Source organism: Neohoeflea coraliihabitans, assembly GCF_019334345.1.
GTDB classification, from domain to species: Bacteria; Pseudomonadota; Alphaproteobacteria; order Rhizobiales; family Rhizobiaceae; genus Pseudohoeflea; species Pseudohoeflea coraliihabitans.
The window spans coordinates 526,467-543,499 of record NZ_JAHWQX010000003.1 but is presented as its reverse complement, the minus strand read 5'-3'; the positions used below and the strand labels follow the sequence as shown (position 1 = coordinate 543,499).

General features: G+C 63.3%; 16 protein-coding genes. 9 read left to right on the top strand and 7 right to left on the bottom strand.

Features of this window, described 5'->3' with window-relative positions:
• Positions 1-3: 3 nt before the first annotated feature.
• The 4 genes from bhcR to KY465_RS13665 all read left to right on the top strand — a co-directional run bounded on the left by bhcR (position 4) and on the right by KY465_RS13665 (position 2,502).
• Positions 4-831, top strand: a complete 828-nt coding sequence (gene bhcR / locus KY465_RS13680) for an HTH-type transcriptional regulator BhcR (RefSeq protein WP_219202270.1) — start codon at positions 4-6, stop codon at positions 829-831.
• An 18-nt stretch (positions 832-849) separates the two neighbouring features.
• Positions 850-1,674, top strand: a complete 825-nt coding sequence (locus KY465_RS13675; RefSeq protein WP_219202268.1) for a bifunctional allantoicase/(S)-ureidoglycine aminohydrolase — start codon at positions 850-852, stop codon at positions 1,672-1,674.
• A gap of 79 nt (positions 1,675-1,753) precedes the next feature.
• A complete protein-coding gene (locus tag KY465_RS13670; protein ID WP_219202267.1) occupies positions 1,754-1,963 on the top strand; it encodes a hypervirulence associated TUDOR domain-containing protein in 210 nt (69 codons plus the stop codon).
• The gene (locus KY465_RS13665) at positions 1,963-2,502 is read left to right on the top strand and encodes a DUF488 domain-containing protein (RefSeq protein WP_219202266.1); all 540 of its coding nucleotides are present in this window, start codon (positions 1,963-1,965) and stop codon (positions 2,500-2,502) included. The genes KY465_RS13670 and KY465_RS13665 overlap by 1 nt, the downstream gene beginning before the upstream one ends.
• Positions 2,503-2,514: 12 nt before the next feature.
• On the opposite strand, the gene KY465_RS13660 is transcribed toward KY465_RS13665, so the two are convergent.
• From KY465_RS13660 to KY465_RS13635, 6 genes are all read right to left on the bottom strand, one after another.
• The gene (locus KY465_RS13660; protein ID WP_219202265.1) at positions 2,515-3,672 is read right to left on the bottom strand and encodes an iron-containing alcohol dehydrogenase; all 1,158 of its coding nucleotides are present in this window, start codon (positions 3,670-3,672) and stop codon (positions 2,515-2,517) included.
• Positions 3,673-3,747: 75 nt separating this feature from the next.
• The gene (locus KY465_RS13655) at positions 3,748-5,109 is read right to left on the bottom strand and encodes a glutamine synthetase family protein (RefSeq protein WP_219202262.1); all 1,362 of its coding nucleotides are present in this window, start codon (positions 5,107-5,109) and stop codon (positions 3,748-3,750) included.
• 96 nt (positions 5,110-5,205) lie between these two features.
• The gene (dctP, locus tag KY465_RS13650; protein WP_219202261.1) at positions 5,206-6,249 is read right to left on the bottom strand and encodes a TRAP transporter substrate-binding protein DctP; all 1,044 of its coding nucleotides are present in this window, start codon (positions 6,247-6,249) and stop codon (positions 5,206-5,208) included.
• Positions 6,250-6,285: 36 nt separating this feature from the next.
• Positions 6,286-7,611, bottom strand: a complete 1,326-nt coding sequence (locus tag KY465_RS13645) for a TRAP transporter large permease (protein ID WP_219202258.1) — start codon at positions 7,609-7,611, stop codon at positions 6,286-6,288.
• Complete coding sequence (locus tag KY465_RS13640) at positions 7,611-8,120, bottom strand: TRAP transporter small permease subunit (protein WP_219202256.1); 510 nt, start codon at positions 8,118-8,120, stop codon at positions 7,611-7,613. The genes KY465_RS13645 and KY465_RS13640 overlap by 1 nt, the downstream gene beginning before the upstream one ends.
• Positions 8,121-8,138: 18 nt before the next feature.
• Complete coding sequence (locus KY465_RS13635) at positions 8,139-8,891, bottom strand: DeoR/GlpR family DNA-binding transcription regulator (protein ID WP_219202254.1); 753 nt, start codon at positions 8,889-8,891, stop codon at positions 8,139-8,141.
• 269 nt (positions 8,892-9,160) lie between these two features.
• On the opposite strand from KY465_RS13635, the gene KY465_RS13630 reads away from it, so the two are divergent.
• From KY465_RS13630 to KY465_RS13620, 3 genes are read left to right on the top strand one after another with little or no spacing between them, the layout of a single operon-like run.
• Positions 9,161-10,546, top strand: a complete 1,386-nt coding sequence (locus tag KY465_RS13630) for an NAD(P)/FAD-dependent oxidoreductase (RefSeq protein ID WP_219202252.1) — start codon at positions 9,161-9,163, stop codon at positions 10,544-10,546.
• Positions 10,536-11,762, top strand: a complete 1,227-nt coding sequence (locus KY465_RS13625) for an FAD-dependent oxidoreductase (RefSeq protein WP_219202250.1) — start codon at positions 10,536-10,538, stop codon at positions 11,760-11,762. The genes KY465_RS13630 and KY465_RS13625 overlap by 11 nt, the downstream gene beginning before the upstream one ends.
• A 6-nt stretch (positions 11,763-11,768) precedes the next feature.
• Positions 11,769-13,187 (top strand): FGGY family carbohydrate kinase, encoded by a 1,419-nt coding sequence (locus KY465_RS13620; protein ID WP_219202248.1) that lies wholly within the window; start codon positions 11,769-11,771, stop codon positions 13,185-13,187.
• Here the strand turns inward: KY465_RS13620 and KY465_RS13615 are convergent.
• Positions 13,184-14,110 (bottom strand): LysR family transcriptional regulator, encoded by a 927-nt coding sequence (locus KY465_RS13615; RefSeq protein ID WP_219202246.1) that lies wholly within the window; start codon positions 14,108-14,110, stop codon positions 13,184-13,186. The two genes, KY465_RS13620 and KY465_RS13615, sit on opposite strands and share 4 nt — an antisense overlap.
• Before the next feature lie 120 nt (positions 14,111-14,230).
• Between KY465_RS13615 and KY465_RS13610 the strand changes: the two genes are divergently transcribed.
• Positions 14,231-15,961 carry an acetate--CoA ligase gene (locus KY465_RS13610; protein WP_219202244.1) on the top strand — a complete coding sequence of 577 codons (1,731 nt, stop codon included), beginning with the start codon at positions 14,231-14,233 and terminating at the stop codon, positions 15,959-15,961.
• Positions 15,962-15,976: 15 nt separating this feature from the next.
• Complete coding sequence (locus KY465_RS13605) at positions 15,977-17,005, top strand: TRAP transporter substrate-binding protein (protein ID WP_219202243.1); 1,029 nt, start codon at positions 15,977-15,979, stop codon at positions 17,003-17,005.
• Positions 17,006-17,033: the final 28 nt, after the last annotated feature.

Below are 17,033 nucleotides of genomic sequence, written 5' to 3'. Positions count from 1 at the left end.
ACAATGGCAGAAAGCGGCCGCGCGCGCGGCAGACCACGCTCCTTTCACGGCGCATCGGAAAGCACGCTGATCCAGTCTCTCGATCGCGGCATCGAGGTGCTCAAGGTTGTCTCGCGCGGCAACGGCATGTCGCTGACCGAAATCGCCGAAGCGTCAGGACATCCTGCCTCCACGACCTACAGAATGCTCACCACCCTGCAGAAGCACGGTGTCGTCGAATTCGCCGAAAGCGGCCAGCTCTGGTACATCGGTCTTGCGGCCTTTCGCATCGGCAGCACGTTTCTCGGCCGCACGAGCATTGTCGAGCAAAGCCGCCCGATCATGCAGGAGATGATGACGACATCCGGCGAAACGGCGAACCTGGCAATCGTTGACCGAAATGATGTGATCTTCGTCAGCCAGGTGGAAACGCATGAACCGATCAGGGCCTTTTTCCGGCCGGGCACGCGTGGTCCGATCCACGCCTCCGGCATCGGCAAGGCCATGATGGCCTATTTTGCCGCCGACCGCGTCGCCGCAATCCTGCGCGCCAAATTGCAGCGCTTCACGCCGAACACGCTGACGGACGGACGGGACGTCATCGCGGAATTGCAGCGTACGCGCGCCCGCGGCTGGGCCATCGACGATGAGGAGCGTACGCTCGGCATGCGCTGCGTCGCGGCTCCGGTGTTCAACCAATTCGGCGAGGCCGTTGCGGGGATCTCGCTGTCCGGCCCATCCGTGCGTGTCAGCCGTGGTCGCGACGAGGCGCACGGGACGCTGGTGCGGGCCGCCGCTGATGAAGTCACCAACGCCATTGGCGGCCAGTTTCCGCAACCGGCCGGATCTTGAACGAGGGGAAGACGTACAATGCCACCCGAATATTTCGTGCCGCGCGGCGGACATCCGCCCCAGGACCAGCTTCTCACCGACCGGGCCGTGTTCACCGAGGCCTATGCCGTCATCCCGAAGGGTACGATGCGAGACATTGTCACCAGTTCGCTGCCCTTCTGGCACCAGACCCGGCTGTGGGTGCTCTCCCGCCCGCTCAGCGGATTCGCCGAAACATTCTCGCAATATATCATGGAGGTCGCGCCCGGCGGCGGTTCCGACCGACCCGACACCGATCCCGGCGCCGAGGCGGTCCTCTTCGTGGTCGAAGGCACCGCGACCCTGACCGCCAACGGCGCAGCCAGCGAGTTGCAGCCGGGCGGCTACGCCTATCTGCCGCCGCACACCGAATGGACGCTGCACAATACCGGCACCGAGCCCCTCGTCTTTCACTGGATCCGCAAGCTCTATGAAGCCGTCGACGGGCTTGCCACCCCCGATGTGCTGATCGCCAATGAGCGGGACATCGCGCCCATACCGATGCCGGGCACGGAAGGCAAATGGGCCACGACGCGCTTTGTCGATCCGGGCGATCTGCGCCACGACATGCACGTCAACATCGTCACGCTGGAGCCGGGAGCCGTGATCCCGTTTGCCGAGACGCATGTGATGGAGCACGGCCTCTACGTCCTCGAAGGCAAGGCGGTTTACCGCCTCAATCAGGACTGGGTCGAGGTCGAGGCCGGCGACTATATGTGGCTGCGGGCCTTTTGCCCGCAGGCCTGCTACGCCGGCGGTCCCGGACGCTTCCGCTATCTGCTCTACAAGGACGTCAACCGGCACATGAACCTACGCCGGGCCTGACTGGCGCCCCTGACCGCCGATCATCACCTTGAATGGAACGCATCCGGCCACCACGGATTGACCGGTAAAGGAGGATGTCATGGCGAAATTCTCAACCGGCGATCACGTCAGCTGGAACTCCGAAGCCGGCCGCGTCAGCGGCAAGATCATCAAGGTGCATCAAAGCGACTTCGACTATAAGGGTCACAAGCGGCGCGCATCCAAAGACGACCCGCAATACGAGATCGAGAGCGACAAGAGCGATCACGTCGCCGCGCACAAGGAAGACGCTCTCACCAGGATCAAGTGATGCCTGCGCATTTCGCCACCGTCGGCCACTCCAACCGCAGCCTCGAGCAGTTTCTCACCATTCTGCGCGAAGCGCGCATCGACATGGTGGTGGATGTGCGCTCCTTCCCGCGCTCACGCTCAAATCCCGCCTTCAACATCGATCAGCTTCCCGAAGACCTTGAGCACGTCCAGATCGCCTATCGGCACCTGCCGGCCCTGGGCGGCCGCCGGCCGAAGCAGCCGGCCGTCGACAGCCATCTCAATGATCTTTGGCGGGTGCAAAGCTTTCACAATTATGCCGATTATGCCCTGAGCGACGAATTCCAGGCCGCTTTCGACGAGCTGCTTGAACTCGGTCGCGACCGGCGCGTCGCCATGATGTGTTCCGAAGCGGTATGGTGGCGCTGTCACCGGCGCATCATCACCGATTACCTGATCGCCAACGGCCATGCGGTCGATCACCTGATGGGCAACGGCCGCATCGAGCCCGCCCGGATGACGAAGGGCGCCCGGCCAACGCCGGAACACTCCGTGGTCTATCCCGCGCCGCCATCCTGATGCGTCCTGAGCCTAGCTGCCACCCGATATCGTCACGTTGAACAATGCGCGCAGATTATCGCGGTCAAGCGGCCTCGGATTGCCGCCGCAGGACGGATCCTCCAGCGCCATATCGATCAGCGCGTCGATCTGCCGTGCATCGACACCGATCTCGCCAAGCGTGCGCGGGATGGCAAAACGGTCATTGAAATCCTGCACGAAGGAGCGAAACCCGTCGAAACCGCCGGAAATGCCGAGATAGCCGGCCGCCCGGTCGAAGCGGTCGCGAATTTCCGAGGCGTTGAAATCAAGCACTGCCGGCATGCAGATGGCATTGGTGGTGCCATGATGCGTGTTGAACATCGCGCCGATCGGATGGCTCATGGCATGAATGGCCCCGAGCCCCTTCTGAAACGCCGTCGCTCCCATCAGCGCCGCCGACATCATGTGCCCGCGCGCTTCCAGATCGGCCCCGTCGTGATAGACCCGCGGCAGGTTGTCGATCACCAGCCGCATCCCTTCAAGCGCGATGCCCTGGCTCATCGGGTGATAATGCGGGCTGGAAAAGGCTTCAACGCAATGCGCAAAGGCATCAAGCCCCGTGCCGGCGGTAATCGATTGCGGCATGCCGACCGTCAGTTCCGGATCACAGATTACCACCGAGGGCAGCACCTTGGGATGAAAGATGATCGTCTTGCGGTGGGTCTCGGAATTGGTGATGACGCTGGCGCGCCCCACTTCCGACCCTGTCCCGGCAGTGGTCGGCACCGCAACGATCGGCGCGATGGCCGCAGCATCGGCGCGCTGCCACCAGTCGCCGATATCCTCGAAATCCCAGATCGGCCGCGTCTGCCCGGCCATGAAGGCGACCATCTTGCCGAGATCAAGCGCCGAGCCGCCGCCGAACGCGATTACACCGTCGTGCCCGCCCGCTTTGTAGGCTGCGAGCCCCGCCGCAAGGTTTCGCTCGTCCGGATTGGGATCGACGCCGCCGAACAGCGCCCGCCCCAGTCCTGCACTCTCAAGGTGATCGAGGGCCTGCTGCGTGATCGGCAGGCCGGTCAGTCCCTTGTCCGTCACCAGCAAAGGCCGCCGCATCCCGGCCTGCGCACAGGCCGCCGGCAATTCGGCCAGCCGTCCGGCGCCAAACTTGATGGAAGTGGGATAGGACCAATTGCCTGAAAGGACCACGGGAACACCTTTTCGTGACGTGAAAGACGAGAAAAGCAACAAAGATCGAGCGGCGTCGGCGCGCGGCGAAAACCGTTACGCGCGTTCAAAACCGCGCGCAAGTTCCCAGTCGGTCACGGCGCGATCAAACGCTTCGAGTTCGACCTCCGCGGCGCGGCAATAATGGTCGATCACCGCCTCGCCCATCGCGGCACGCAGCATGGACGAGCCATGCAGGCTGTCACGGGCCGCGCGCAGGCTGCCCGGAATGGTCGCCGATTCGCCGCGGTAGGAATCACCGCTCGCGGGCGCTTCGAGCTCCAGCTTCTCCTCGATGCCGGCGATACCCGCCGCCAGCAACGCGGCCAGGGCCAGATAGGGATTGAGATCGGAACCGCCGATGCGGCACTCCATGCGCACCGCTTTCGATCCAGCGCCGCACAGGCGGAATCCGGCGGTGCGGTTGTCCACCGACCAGACGATGCGCGTCGGGGCAAAAGTGCCTTTCAGGAACCTTTTGTAGGAATTGACGTAGGGCGCCAGGAAATAGGTGCAGTCCGGCGCGTATTTCAAAAGGCCCGCCGTGTAGCTCTTCATCACCGGGCTCATCGACAGGGGATCGGCCGGATCGAAAAAGGCGTTCTCGCCATCCTTCCACAAGGACTGATGCACATGGCTTGACGAGCCGACGCGGTCGGGGTGCCATTTCGGCAGAAACGAGGCCGCATGCCCGTGCGCATCGGCAATTTCCTTGACTGCATGCTTGGCGATCGTGTGGTGATCGGCGGTGGCCAGCGCCTCGGCATAGCGGATGTTGAGCTCCTGCTGCCCGGCTTCCGCCTCGCCCTTGGAGTTTTCCACCGGGATGCCCGCCTGAACCAGGCCATTGCGCACCGGCCGCATCACATGCTCTTCCCGCGTTGTCTGCAGGATGTGATAGTCCTCATTGTAGCCACTGATCGGCACAAGCTCGCGGAACCTCCCTTCGCGGATCTCCGCAAAGCTCCTCTCGAACAGGAAAAATTCCAGTTCGGTCGCCATCTTGGCCTCGAAGCCGAGTTCGGCGAGGCGGGCGATCTGACGCTGCAGCATCTGCCGTGGCGCATGTTCGATCCTGTGCTCGCCATGGTGGTCGAGCATATCGCACAGCACCATGGCCGTGCCCTCGAGCCATGGCACGCGCCTGAACGTGGCAAGATCCGGCTTCATCATATAGTCGCCGTATCCGCGCTCCCACGAGGTTGCGGCATAGCCGTCCGGCGTCGCCATCTCCAGGTCGGTGGCAAGCAGATAATTGCAGCAATGCGCTTCCTTGTGCGCACTTTCGATGAAGTGCTGCGCCACGTAGCGCTTGCCCATCAGGCGGCCCTGCATGTCGACGATGCACACCAGGACCGTGTCGATCTCGCCGCTCTCGACCTGCGCGCGGAGCGTGTCGAAGCTCAAATTCTGTGCCATGCATCGGACCTTCTGAACGTGACGAAGCAAGCCAGGCCGAGCCCGGCAGCCCCTGACGAGTGAACCGGGCGGCCAGTGCCGCCCGGGTCACGATTATCAGCTGTAGCGGTAGGGCACGCCAGCCTTTTCCATCACGGTCTGATACTTCTTGAAGATCTCGACCACCTTGGCAGCACGCTCGTTGCGCGACGCCAGTTCATCCCAGAACGAGGCGCTGTCGGCAACCACGCCTTCCCATTCCTCGGCGGGAATGGTGGTCAGTTCCAGCTTGTCGCCATTGACGCGCAGATCCGCCTCGCCGCCCCAGTACCAGACCTGCCGGTAGTAGTGCGACTGGTCCATGCTCATGCGGAACAGCTCCTGCAGATGCGGCGGCACCTTTTTCCAGCTCTCGCTGTTGGCGAAATAGCTTCCGCACCAGGCGCCGGTGACGTTGTTGAGCAGCGCGTATTTGCAGATATCGGCCCAGCCCACCTCGTAGGCTTCGGTGAAACCGCACCAGGCGACGCCGTCGAGCTCGCCGGTCTGCAGCGCGACCTCGACATCCTCCCACGGCACGGTGACCGGGATCAGCCCGTAGCGCGACAGGAAGCGGCCGGCGGTCGGAACGCCGAACACGCGCAGGCCGGCCATGTCCTTGACCGAACGGATCGGGCGCTCCGTGGTGAAGATGTGCAGCGGATCCCAGGCTCCGGCGCCCAGCCACTCGACATTTTCGATCTCGTCATAGGCAGCCTGCCAGATCTCGTTCAGCCCGTAGCGCTGAAACAGCACCGGCAGATCCAGGCTGTAGCGCGTCGAGAACGGAAAATAGCCGCCGAAATCGGCAACATCGGCGGGCGACGCCATTGTTGCATCATCCGACTGCACCGCATCCAGGGTGCCGTTCTGCAGCGAGCGGAACAGTTCGTTGGTCGGCACCAGCTGATCGGCGTAATAGAGTTCGATCTCCATCTCGCCATTCGCGGCCTTGTTGAAGGCCTCGATCTGCGGCTTGATGACGTGCGCGCCAAGCGGCGGGCCGGAATAGGTCTGCATGCGCCATTTGATCGGCGCCTGCGCCTTGACGATGCTGGGCGTAGCCAGTGCCGCCGCGCCCCCAAGGCCCGCGGTGGTGATAAACTTGCGTCTCGTTGTCATCACTTCTCTCCTCTGTTGATCTTGGTTTTGACGTCGTCAGCGTCCGTAGACGTAGTTCGGGAGCCACATGGCAAGGTCGGGCAACAGCATGACCAGGATCAGCGCCAGCATCATCACCAGGACAAAGGGCGTGATCGAGGAATAGATGTCTTTCAGCGTGATCTCGGGCGGCGCCATGGCGCGCATGAGAAACAGATTATAGCCAAACGGCGGGGTCATGTAGGCGATCTGCGTGGTGATGGTGTACAAAACGCCGTACCAGATCAGATCAAAGCCCAGCACCTTGACCAGCGGCACGTAAAGCGGCGCCACGATGACCAGCATCGCCGTGTCATCGAGAAAGGTCCCCATCAGGATGAAGGACAGCTGCATCAGGATCAGGATGACCCACGGATTGAGACCGAGCTGATCGGTGAACAGACCCTCGATGGCGCGCACCGCGCCAAGTCCGTCAAACACCGCGCCGAAACTCAGGGCCGCCAGCACGATCCACAGGAACATGCAGGAAATGCCGAGCGTCTGCTTCAGCGAGGCTTCGAAAACCGACCAGGTCATCCGCCGCTTGATGACTGCGGCGAGAAAGGCCGCCATGGCGCCGATGGCGGAGCTTTCCACCAGCGAGGTCCAGCCATTGAGAAACGGCACCATCATCGAGGCGAAAATGCCCACCGGCAGCAAACCCGCCAGCAGCAGACGGTACTTCTCTGCCTTGGGTATCTGCTCCAGCTCGGCCGCTTCGATCGCCGGTCCGAGCTTCGGCTGCACCTTGCAGCGGATATAGATGTAGAGAACGAACAGCACCGCCATCATCAGGCCCGGCACCACCCCGGCCAGCCACAATTGCCCCACCGGCTGGCGGGCGATCATCGCGTAGAGCACAAGAACCACCGATGGCGGCACGAGAATCCCGAGACTCGACCCGGCCTGGATCACCCCGGTGACCATGCGCTTGTCATAATTGCGCTTGAGCAGCTCCGGCAGGGCGATGGTCGCACCGATCGCCATCCCCGCCACGCTCAGCCCGTTCATCGCCGAGATCAGCACCATCAGACCGATCGTGCCGATGGCAAGGCCGCCTTTGACCGGGCCCATCCAGACATGGAACATGCGGTAAAGGTCATCGGCAATGCGGCTTTCGCTGAGCACGAAACCCATGAAGATGAACATGGGCAGGGTCAGCATCGGATACCATTTCATCAGCTTCATCACCGATGAGAACGGGATTTCCGATCCGCCCGGCCCCCACAGCAACAAGGCTGCGATCGTGGCAATTCCGCCGATGGCGCCGAACACGCGCTGGCCGGTCATCAGCATCGCCATCATCGAGGCGAACATCAAAAGGGCGATCATCTCATAGGACATCAGATTTCAACCTCGCGCATTTTGGCGATATCCTTGAGAAGTTCGGAAACGGCCTGCAGCAGCATCAGGAAGATGCCGAAGCACATGACCGACTTGATCGGCCACATCAGCGGCCGCCACAGGCTCGGGCTGCGTTCCTGATAGTCGATGGCGTACATCGTCGAACTGATGCCGCCGTAAAGCAGGACGCCGAGATACAGGATGAGGAGCAGAACGGTGAAGCTGTCGAATGTCGCCTTCTTGCGCAGGCTCCAGTTCGAGTAGAACAGGTCCATGCGCACATTCGAGCCCATCTGCATCGCATAGGGCCCGCCGACGAGGTAATAGGCGACGAGGGCGAACTGCGCCACTTCAAGCGTCCAGAAGGCCGGCACGACGAAAATCGCCTTCGACAGTGACGACCACAAGAGGATCGCCACCATGACAAAGAATCCATACATCATCGCCCGCCCGGCATAATAATTGAAGCGGTCGACGTAACGGACATAGGCGCGGAAGAATGGGGGCATCGATGCTCGCTCCGACAATCAGTGTAAGCGCACATGCGCTGCCGCTAAAGCTGCGGTGAATTCTGGATCAGCCGGTTGATTTAGGTAAAGATTTTTAACCTGAGTCAAGTCGCACACCCGATGCGTGGCCCGTTGGCGAAGCTTCGAACCGTCGGCGACGATTGAAATGTTCTCGCTGCATTCGATCATCGCCCGCGCCACCTGCGCCTCCTCAAAGGAGACGTCATACGCCCCCGACGCATCGAGCGCGCTGACGGTCAGCACCACGTGGTCGACCCGGTAGCCGGCCACCTCGGCACAGGTTTTCGCGCCGATCGTCTGATCGTTGCCGGCCCGGAACATCCCGCCCAGCAGCAGCGCGCGCGACCCGTTCTCCGCATGCGCGATGACCTGCGCGATGCGGGTGGAATTGGTAATCACGGTCAGATCGCGGATGCGCGCCAGAGCCTCGGCGCAGATCAGCGTGGTCGTGCCGGTATCGATCATCACCGAATCTCCAGGCTGCACCGCGCGCGCCAGCTTTTCCGCGATCTCCCGCTTGGCACGCGTGTTTTCCGCCAGCCGCTCATCAAACAACCCCTCCCCGCGGCCGGCACGGCGCACCGCGCCGCCATGCACCTTGCGCACAAGGCCGCGCTCGGCCAGCGCATTGAGATCGCGCCGAACCGTCTCCGGCGAGGCGCCATATTTTTCCGCGATTTCCTCGACAGCCGCCCGCCCCCGCTTTTCGATCAGCTCGAAAATCGATGCCTGCCGTACCGACGGCCGCATTGGCCTTGCCTTGACGGATATGCTGCGCCTTTCCCCCATGCAGACAGCCTATCTCTCAAGACTGATATGTCCAGTTGAAAAATGATCATTCGGCCACAATTTCAAAATTATTCAGTATTTTCATTCTATTGCAGGATACAATGACTGACAAACAATCGCCTTAATGGTCAATTTGCGCTGCGCATCGCTTGATGTTGCCGTCTGGCGGCGGCATATTGCGGCACCAAGAGACGTTCCGCCGGAGCGCCCATTCGCCGCGAGCCCGATCGATGACGCCACCTGCCAATCCCGTCTCCTGTGACGTTGCCATCATCGGCGCCGGGATCGTCGGCTGCGCCATTGCGCGACAGCTGACGCTGGACGGTCTGCGCGTCGTCGTCCTCGAAAAGGCCCTCGATGTGCTCGACGGTGCATCCAAGGGCAACAGCGCCATACTGCACACCGGGTTCGATGCGCCGCCGGGCTCGCTCGAGCAGCGCTGCATGGCCGCCGGGTACCGCGACTATTTCGATGTCGCAGCCGAACTGGGGCTTCCGATCCTGCGCTCGGGCGCCATGGTTCTCGCCTGGACCGAAGAGCAGCTTGCGGCCCTGCCCGATCTGATCGCCAAGGCGCATGACAACGGTGTGACCGACGTCACGCCGCTGACCCGGAAACAGATCGTGAGCCGCGAACCGAACCTGTCCGATGCGGTTCTCGGCGGTTTTGAAATTCCCGGCGAATATCTGATCGACCCCTGGGCCACAGCTCATGCCTATCTGCTGCAGGCCCTCAGCAATGGCGCCCGCCTGATGCGCGGCACCGAGGTTCTGAGCGGCCGTTTCGACCAAAGCTGGCTGCTGGAGACAAGCCAGGGTGAGATCAAGGCCGGTCACGTCGTCAATTGCGCCGGCCTGTACGGCGACATCGTCGATCAACGCCTGCTCGGCCACAAGAGCTTCGCCATCCGGCCGCGCAAGGGCCAGTTCATCGTCTTCGACAAGGCGGCATCAGATCTGGTGTCCGCGACCATTCTCCCGGTGCCCACCGAAACCACCAAGGGCGTCGTCATCTGCCGCACCATCTTCGGCAATGTGCTCGTCGGTCCCACCGCCGAGGAGCAGGACAGCCGCACCGATGCCGCCACCGATCGCCAGACCCTGCTTGCCCTGAAGTCCAAGGGCGTTGCCATGCTGCCCGGCCTTGAGCGCTGCGAAATCACCGCCGCCTATGCCGGGCTGCGACCTGCCAGCGAACACAAGGACTATCAGATCCGGCACCACGACAAGCAGGCTTGCGTCACCGTCGGCGCCATCCGTTCGACGGGACTGAGCGCCGCGCTCGGCATCGCCCGGCATGTCGCGACGCTTCTGGGCATTGCCTCCCGGCCGCTCGACGCACCGCGAACCATCAGGGCCGACCGTCTGTCGGATTACCACCGCCGTGACTGGCAGGAGCCGGACCATGGCGGCATCGTCTGCCATTGCGAGTTGGTCACCCGCCGCGAGATCGAACAGGTTCTTGACGGACCGATGCCGCCGGCGACATTGCAGGGCCTGAAACGGCGCACGCGCGTGACAATGGGCCGTTGCCAGGGATTCTACTGCACCGCCGAGCTCGCGGAAATCACCGAAGAACGGCTGCAGCGGACGATCGGATGCGATCATGAGCGATGAAAGCTGCGCCGTCGCCGTGGTCGGCGGCGGAACCGCCGGACTGTCTCTGGCCCGCGAATTGATGCGCCGCGAGGTCGGACCGGTTGTGGTTCTCGAACGCGAGGCCGAGGCCGGCGGCATTCCGCGCCATTGCGGCCATTATCCTTTTGGGCTGCGCGAATATAATCGCCTCTTGAAAGGGCCGGACTATGCGCGCCGCAACCGTGACGCGGCCGCCCGTGCCGGCGCCGAAATCCGCACAAGCACCACCGTTACCGGGCTTCTCCCCGGCGGAAGGCTGGAAGTGTCGGGCCCGTCCGGGCCGGCAGTGCTCGCCGCAAAACGCGTCGTCCTGTGCACCGGCGTGCGCGAATCGACCCGTGCGCAGCGCCTGATCGGTGGCGACCGGCCGCTCGGTGTCGTCTCGACCGGCGCGCTGCAGGGCGCGGTGTATCTCAAAGGCATCCGCCCGTTCCACCGGCCGGTCATCTTCGGCTCCGAACTCGTCTCCTTTTCAGCCCTTCAGACCTGCGCGCATCTCGGGATCACGCCGCTCGCCATGGTCGAGGAGGAACCACGCATCTTCGCGCGCCGCCTGTTCCAGCCCTATCTCTGGCTCAAGCGCCTGCCGCTTTACACCGGCATCTCGCAGCCGCGCATCAAGGGCGCGGGCCGCGTCGAGGTCCTGAACTTCATCGATCGCCATGGCGCGAACCGGACGATCGAGACCGACGGCATCATCATCTCGGGCCGGTTCCGGCCTGAAGCCGCCCTTCTCCACCGCAGCCATATCGAGGTCGATCCCGGCACCGGCGGTCCGGTCGTCGACCAGTTCGGCCGCTGTTCCGACCCGGCCTATTTCAGTGCCGGCAACCTGGTGCGCCCAGCCGAGACCTCCGGCTGGTGCTGGTTCGAAGGCGTGGCGGTGGCAGAGCATGTCGCCGAAGATCTTGCCGCCGCTGGGAAGGCGCGGACGGTGCCCCTGTTTACGCGCGAGCCGCGCATCCGTTTCATTGCACCGCAAAGATTGCGGCTGGTTCATGCGGACAGCTCGGATTCCGTCATCTACATTGGTCTTGAAACCAGCATCGATGCCACCCTCAGCGCCCGCTGCGCCGATCGGGTCCTGTGGTCGGCACCATTGCGCGGTCGCCCGAGACGGCGGCTGACGGTCCCGCTTGAACCGATCCTGAAGGCCGCGCCGGACGGGCCGGTCGAACTGACACTGCAAGACTGAGGGCCTATGACCATCGCCGGCATTGATCAGGGAACCACCAGCACCCGCGCGCTGGTGACCGAAGCGGACGGAAGCGTCACCGTCACGCACAGTGTTGCCCATCGCCAGCACTATCCCCGCCCGGGCTGGGTCGAACACGATCCAGAAGAGCTGCTCACCAATATCCGCAGCTGCGCCGACAGCGTCCCCGGCGCGCGGTTCATCGGTCTCGACAATCAGGGCGAAAGTTGCCTCGCCTGGGATGCGATCACCAAGGAGCCGCTGTCGCCGGTGCTCGTCTGGCAGGATAACAGAAGCCTCGACATGCTCGAGCGGCTCAAGGCCGACGGCGTCGAGAGCGAGGTGCTGGCCCGCGCCGGCCTGCCGCTCGATCCCTATTTCTCGGCAGGCAAGCTCGCCTGGATTGTCGAGAACCTTTCACAGGCGGGCGCGGCTCTGGCGCAGGGGCGCTTGCGCCTTGGAACCACCGATGCCTTCTTTCTCGACCGCCTGACCGGCCGCTGCGTCACCGATGTGACGACAGCCAGCCGCACCAGCCTGATGAATCTGCGCACCCTCGACTGGGACCCGATGCTGTGCGAACTGTTCAATATCCCGCGCCACTGCCTGCCAGCAATCGTCCCGACAACCGGGGATTTCGGTGGCATGACGACGTCCAGCGGCTCGGTTGCACTGACCGCAAGCGTCGTTGATCAGCAGGCCTCGCTGTACGGTTTCGGATGCCGCCACAAGGGCGAGGTGAAGATCACTTTCGGTACCGGTGCTTTCGCCCTGATGGTCACCGGCGATGAGATCATCAACCGGCGCGAGCTCGGTCTGCTGCCCACTGTTGCCTGGCAGAAAGCCGGCGAAGCGCCGACCTATGCGCTCGATGGCGGCATCTTTACCGCCAGCGCCGCGCTGAACTGGGCCCGGGACCTGGGCCTGTTTCGCGATTTCGCGCAGCTCAACGCCATCGCCGGCCCTTCCGCCGTCGAACAGGGCCTGGTCTTCGTTCCGGCCCTGGCCGGCCTTGGCTCGCCGCACTGGCAACCGCGCGCCCGCGGCGTGTGGTCAGGCCTGTCGCTTGATCACGGGCCGTTGCTGCTGGTGCAATCGATCCTCGAGGGGGTCGCCTACAGGGCCGCCGAGGTCCTGGCCGCGATGGAAGAATGTGTTGGTCGCTGCGAGACCGTGCGCATCGATGGCGGCATGAGCGGCAACCCGTATTTTGCCCAGTTTCTCGCCGATGTCGCCGCCCGCACGATCCATCCCGCGCATATGAGCGAGGTCACCGGCCTTGGCACGATGGCCCTTGCCGCGCACGGGGCCGGTGAGGAATTCACTATTGAACCGGCTTGCGGCGAGGTCACCCCGCAACGGGACCTCTCGGCGGCACTCCCGCGCTTTCGCCGGGCGATCGACGCTGCCCTGGCGGCCTGCTAGCGCGCCGCCTCAGCAAGTGCAGCCGCGCTTTCCGCACCGCTCATGTCGAAGGTCGTGCATTCGGTGGCGATTGCCGCAACGATGCCTGCAAGGCTTTCGGTCTGCTGGCGGCGGTGCACCGCCCAGTAGGCCACCGCCGGCAGCGGCGGCTCGGTGCGCAGCCGGCAGAGACGGCCGCTGGCGATTTCCTGTGCATATAGATCCGGCGGCAGCGTGCTGATGCCAAGGCCGCGCATGGTCAGGGCAGCGATCGAGTTGAGATTGTTGCTCAGGGCGCGCCGCTGCATCTGCGCGCCGGCATCGGCAAACCACTTCTCCACCGTGCCGAACAGGTTGGAGTGCTGCGACAGCAGAAGGATCGGCCATTCGACGAGCTCGCCCGGATGCAGGAGCCGGTCCGGCACATTCAGCTCCGGACTGGCCATCCAGGAAAAAGGCATGGTGCCGAGCAATCTCGTATGCACATGCGGGTGCTCTTTCAGCTTCGGCACAAGTGCCGCATCGAGCAGTCCCTGGTCCAACTTGCTCCACAGATCTTCGGTCAGATCGATATCGAGTTCCAGGGTCACGCCGGGATAAAGCTGGCCGAGCCGGTCGATCAGCGCCGGCAACCAGGTCAGCGCCACCAGTTCCGCCACACCCAGCCGCACGGTGCCGCGCAGATGTGTCGGATTGCCGACCTGATGCAGGATACGTTGCCGCACCGCCAGCATCTCTTCCGCATGCGGCAACAGGCTGTGCCCGAGGTCGCTGAGCCGCGCACGCCGACCGACCCGCTCGAACAGGGCAACGCCCAGCTCGGCTTCCAGTTCGTGAATGCGCTGCGAGACCGATGGCTGCGTCAGGCCGAGCCGCTCTGCCGCGGCGGCAAAACTGCCAAGATTGGCGATCCAGTAAAAGGCTTCGAGCTGCTGCAACTTCATCGTACATAGATAAAACCTATCAATGGAGATCGTCAATAACGATTTGTATCAATGATATGATCGCCTTAGGCTGCACCTCGAACCTGCCTTCGGGCAGGAGGAATTGGGGGGAGCCAGTTCATGAGTGAGACAGCAGGACAGCTGCGCCTGACAGGCGATCGTATGACCCGGGCGGCGATCGAGCGCGCAGCCGGCACTGCGAGCTATGACGGCCTTATCGCGCATTTCTCGCTTAACGTTCCGCCGCGCTACAACATGGCAGCCGACACGGTCCTGCGCCACTCAGCCGGCCCGCTGAACGACGCAACGGCGCTTCTGTGCGAGGAGGACGACGGCACCGTCCGCGACCTGACCTACGCCCAACTCGATGACGCTTCTGCCCGGGTCGCCGCCCTTCTGCACGGGCACGGCATCGGCAAGGGCGATGTGATTGCCTGCTATCTCGGTCAGGGGCTCGAGGCCGCGCTGACCTATCTGGCCGGCTTGCGTCTCGGCGCCATCATCGCGCCCCTCTCCCAGCTTTACGGCCCCGAAACGGTGGATCACGCCCTCAATGATTCCGGCGCCAGGCTGCTTGTCGCCGATGCCGCACTGTGGGCCCGCATCGCCGAGCGTCGCCCGAACTTCAAGCAACTGAACACCGTGATCATAGCCGGCGCCACCGCCGCCGCCGAAGCCGCCGAAGCCGGCACGGTCGCCTTCGATCAGTGGCGCGACCTGCCGCCGCAGAGCGGCTGTGCCGATACTGCCGCCGAAGACCCGGCGCTGCTGCTTTACACCTCCGGCTCGACCGGCCTGCCGAAAGGCATCCTGCACGCCCATCGCATTTTGCGCGGCTATCTGGCCTCGGTCTCGCTGTTTTATGAATTGCAGATGTGCGAGCCGCGGCAGGTGCTCTGGACCGCCTCCGACTGGTCATGGGTCGCCGGCATTTTCAACGTCATGCTGACCGGCTGGTTTTTCGGCCATACGGTCGTTGCCAGCCGCGCCCGCTTTGACGAAAAAGAAGCGTTCGCACTAATGCAACGATTTGGTGTAACCCATTGCTTTTTAACGCCGACAGCGCTTAAAAGAATGGCTGGCCTTCGCGCACCCAAAGCCGACTTTCCGGATCTTGAACTCCGCGCCATCGGCACCGGCGGCGAGCCGCTGCCCGGCGCCGTTCTCGACTGGGCCGATCGAACCCTGAACGTCCCGATCAACGAATTTTACGGGCTGACCGAGGTCAATCACCTGATCGGCAATTGCCGCGCCCTCTACCCGATCAAGCCGGGCTCGATGGGCCGCGCCTATCCCGGCCACACCATGGCTGTCATCGATGAGAACGGCGAGATGTTGCCGGACGGCGAGGAAGGCGAGATCGTCGCCCGCTCTGACGATCCGACCCTGTTTCTCGGTTATTGGAATCAACCACAGCGCACCAGCGCCATGCGCATCGGCAACTGGGTGCGCACCGGCGATTTCGGCTGCCGCGATGCGGACGGCTATTTCTGGTATCGCGGCCGCAACGATGATCTGATCAAGAGCGCCGGTTACCGCATCGGGCCCGCCGAGATCGAGGACGCCCTGGTCCGTCACGACGCGGTCGCCGAGGCGGCGGTGGTCGGCAGCCCGGACCCCGATCGCGGCCAGGTGGTCAAGGCCTTCATTCGCCCGGCCAGGGGGCACAGCCCAAACGACGCTTTGGCCAAAGAGCTGCAGCAGCATGTCAAAAAGACACTTGCTTTCTACAAGTACCCGCGCGAGATCGAGTTCGTGACGGACTTCAAGCAGACCAGCACGGGCAAGATCGATCGAAAATTTCTGCGCAAACGCGAAGCAGAGAGGAAGGGCGGCCAGTCCGCCCGATAAACGGAGGAGGAAGATATGGCATTTTTGAACAACGGACTGAAGGCCACCGGTCTCGGCCTGGCTCTGGCGACGGGGCTGGCCTTTTCGGCGCAGGCCGTGACCTTGAACATGAACCACCAGTGGCCGGCCACCACGGTTGGCTCCAAGGTCGATCAGTGGTTCGCCGACGAGGTCGAAAAGCGCACCGACGGTGAAGTGAAGATCAAGATCTTCTGGTCGGAAGGCCTCGCCAAGGCCGGTGAAGCCCTTGAGCTTCTGCAAAGTGGCGGTCTCGACATGGCGGCCATGTCGCCGGGATACTTCCCCGCACAGCTGCCGCTGCACGTCGCGCCCAATTCGATCCCGATGAAGATGGAGTCGGTGGAACAGGCGAGCACGCTGATGAAGCGTCTGATGGAGGAGGTTCCCGCCTACGCCGAGGAAGCCGAAGCCAACGGCATCAAGGCGCTGTTCTTTCATCACCTCAACCCCTATCTGCTCGTCTCGCGCGAACCCATCACTTCGGTGGATCAGATGGACGGCAAGAAGATGCGCACCTGGGGCAACGACATGCCGCGCATGGTCGAAGCGGTCGATGGCACGCCGGTCACGATGATGCTGCCGGAAATCTATGAAGGCCTGAGCCGTGGCGTCGTCGACACCGCGCCCTTCGCGGTCGATCTTGTCGTCAACTACAAGATTTACGAGGTCGCCAAACACATCAGCGAGATCACCTTGTGGGAAGGCCCGAGCTGGGGCGTCTGGATTTCCTCCGCCGCCTGGGAAAAGCTGACCCCGGAACAGCGCACGATCGTGGAGGAAGTTTCGGCCGAAGCCGTTAAACGCGACCGCGAGGCCGTGATCGCCGCTGCCGATGAGGCACGCGCCACACTGAAGGAGAACGGCGTCACCTTCCACGAATTCCCCCAGGCGGAAAAGGACAAGTGGCGCAACGCGTTGCCGGACTTCTTTGCCGACTGGATTGCCCGCATGGATGAAGCCGGAAAGGGCGACGCCGCCCGCCAGGCCGTTGCCATCTGGAAGGAAGTCATCGGCGAAAGCTGATCCTCTCAGCCTGATCCGCGACCACCGG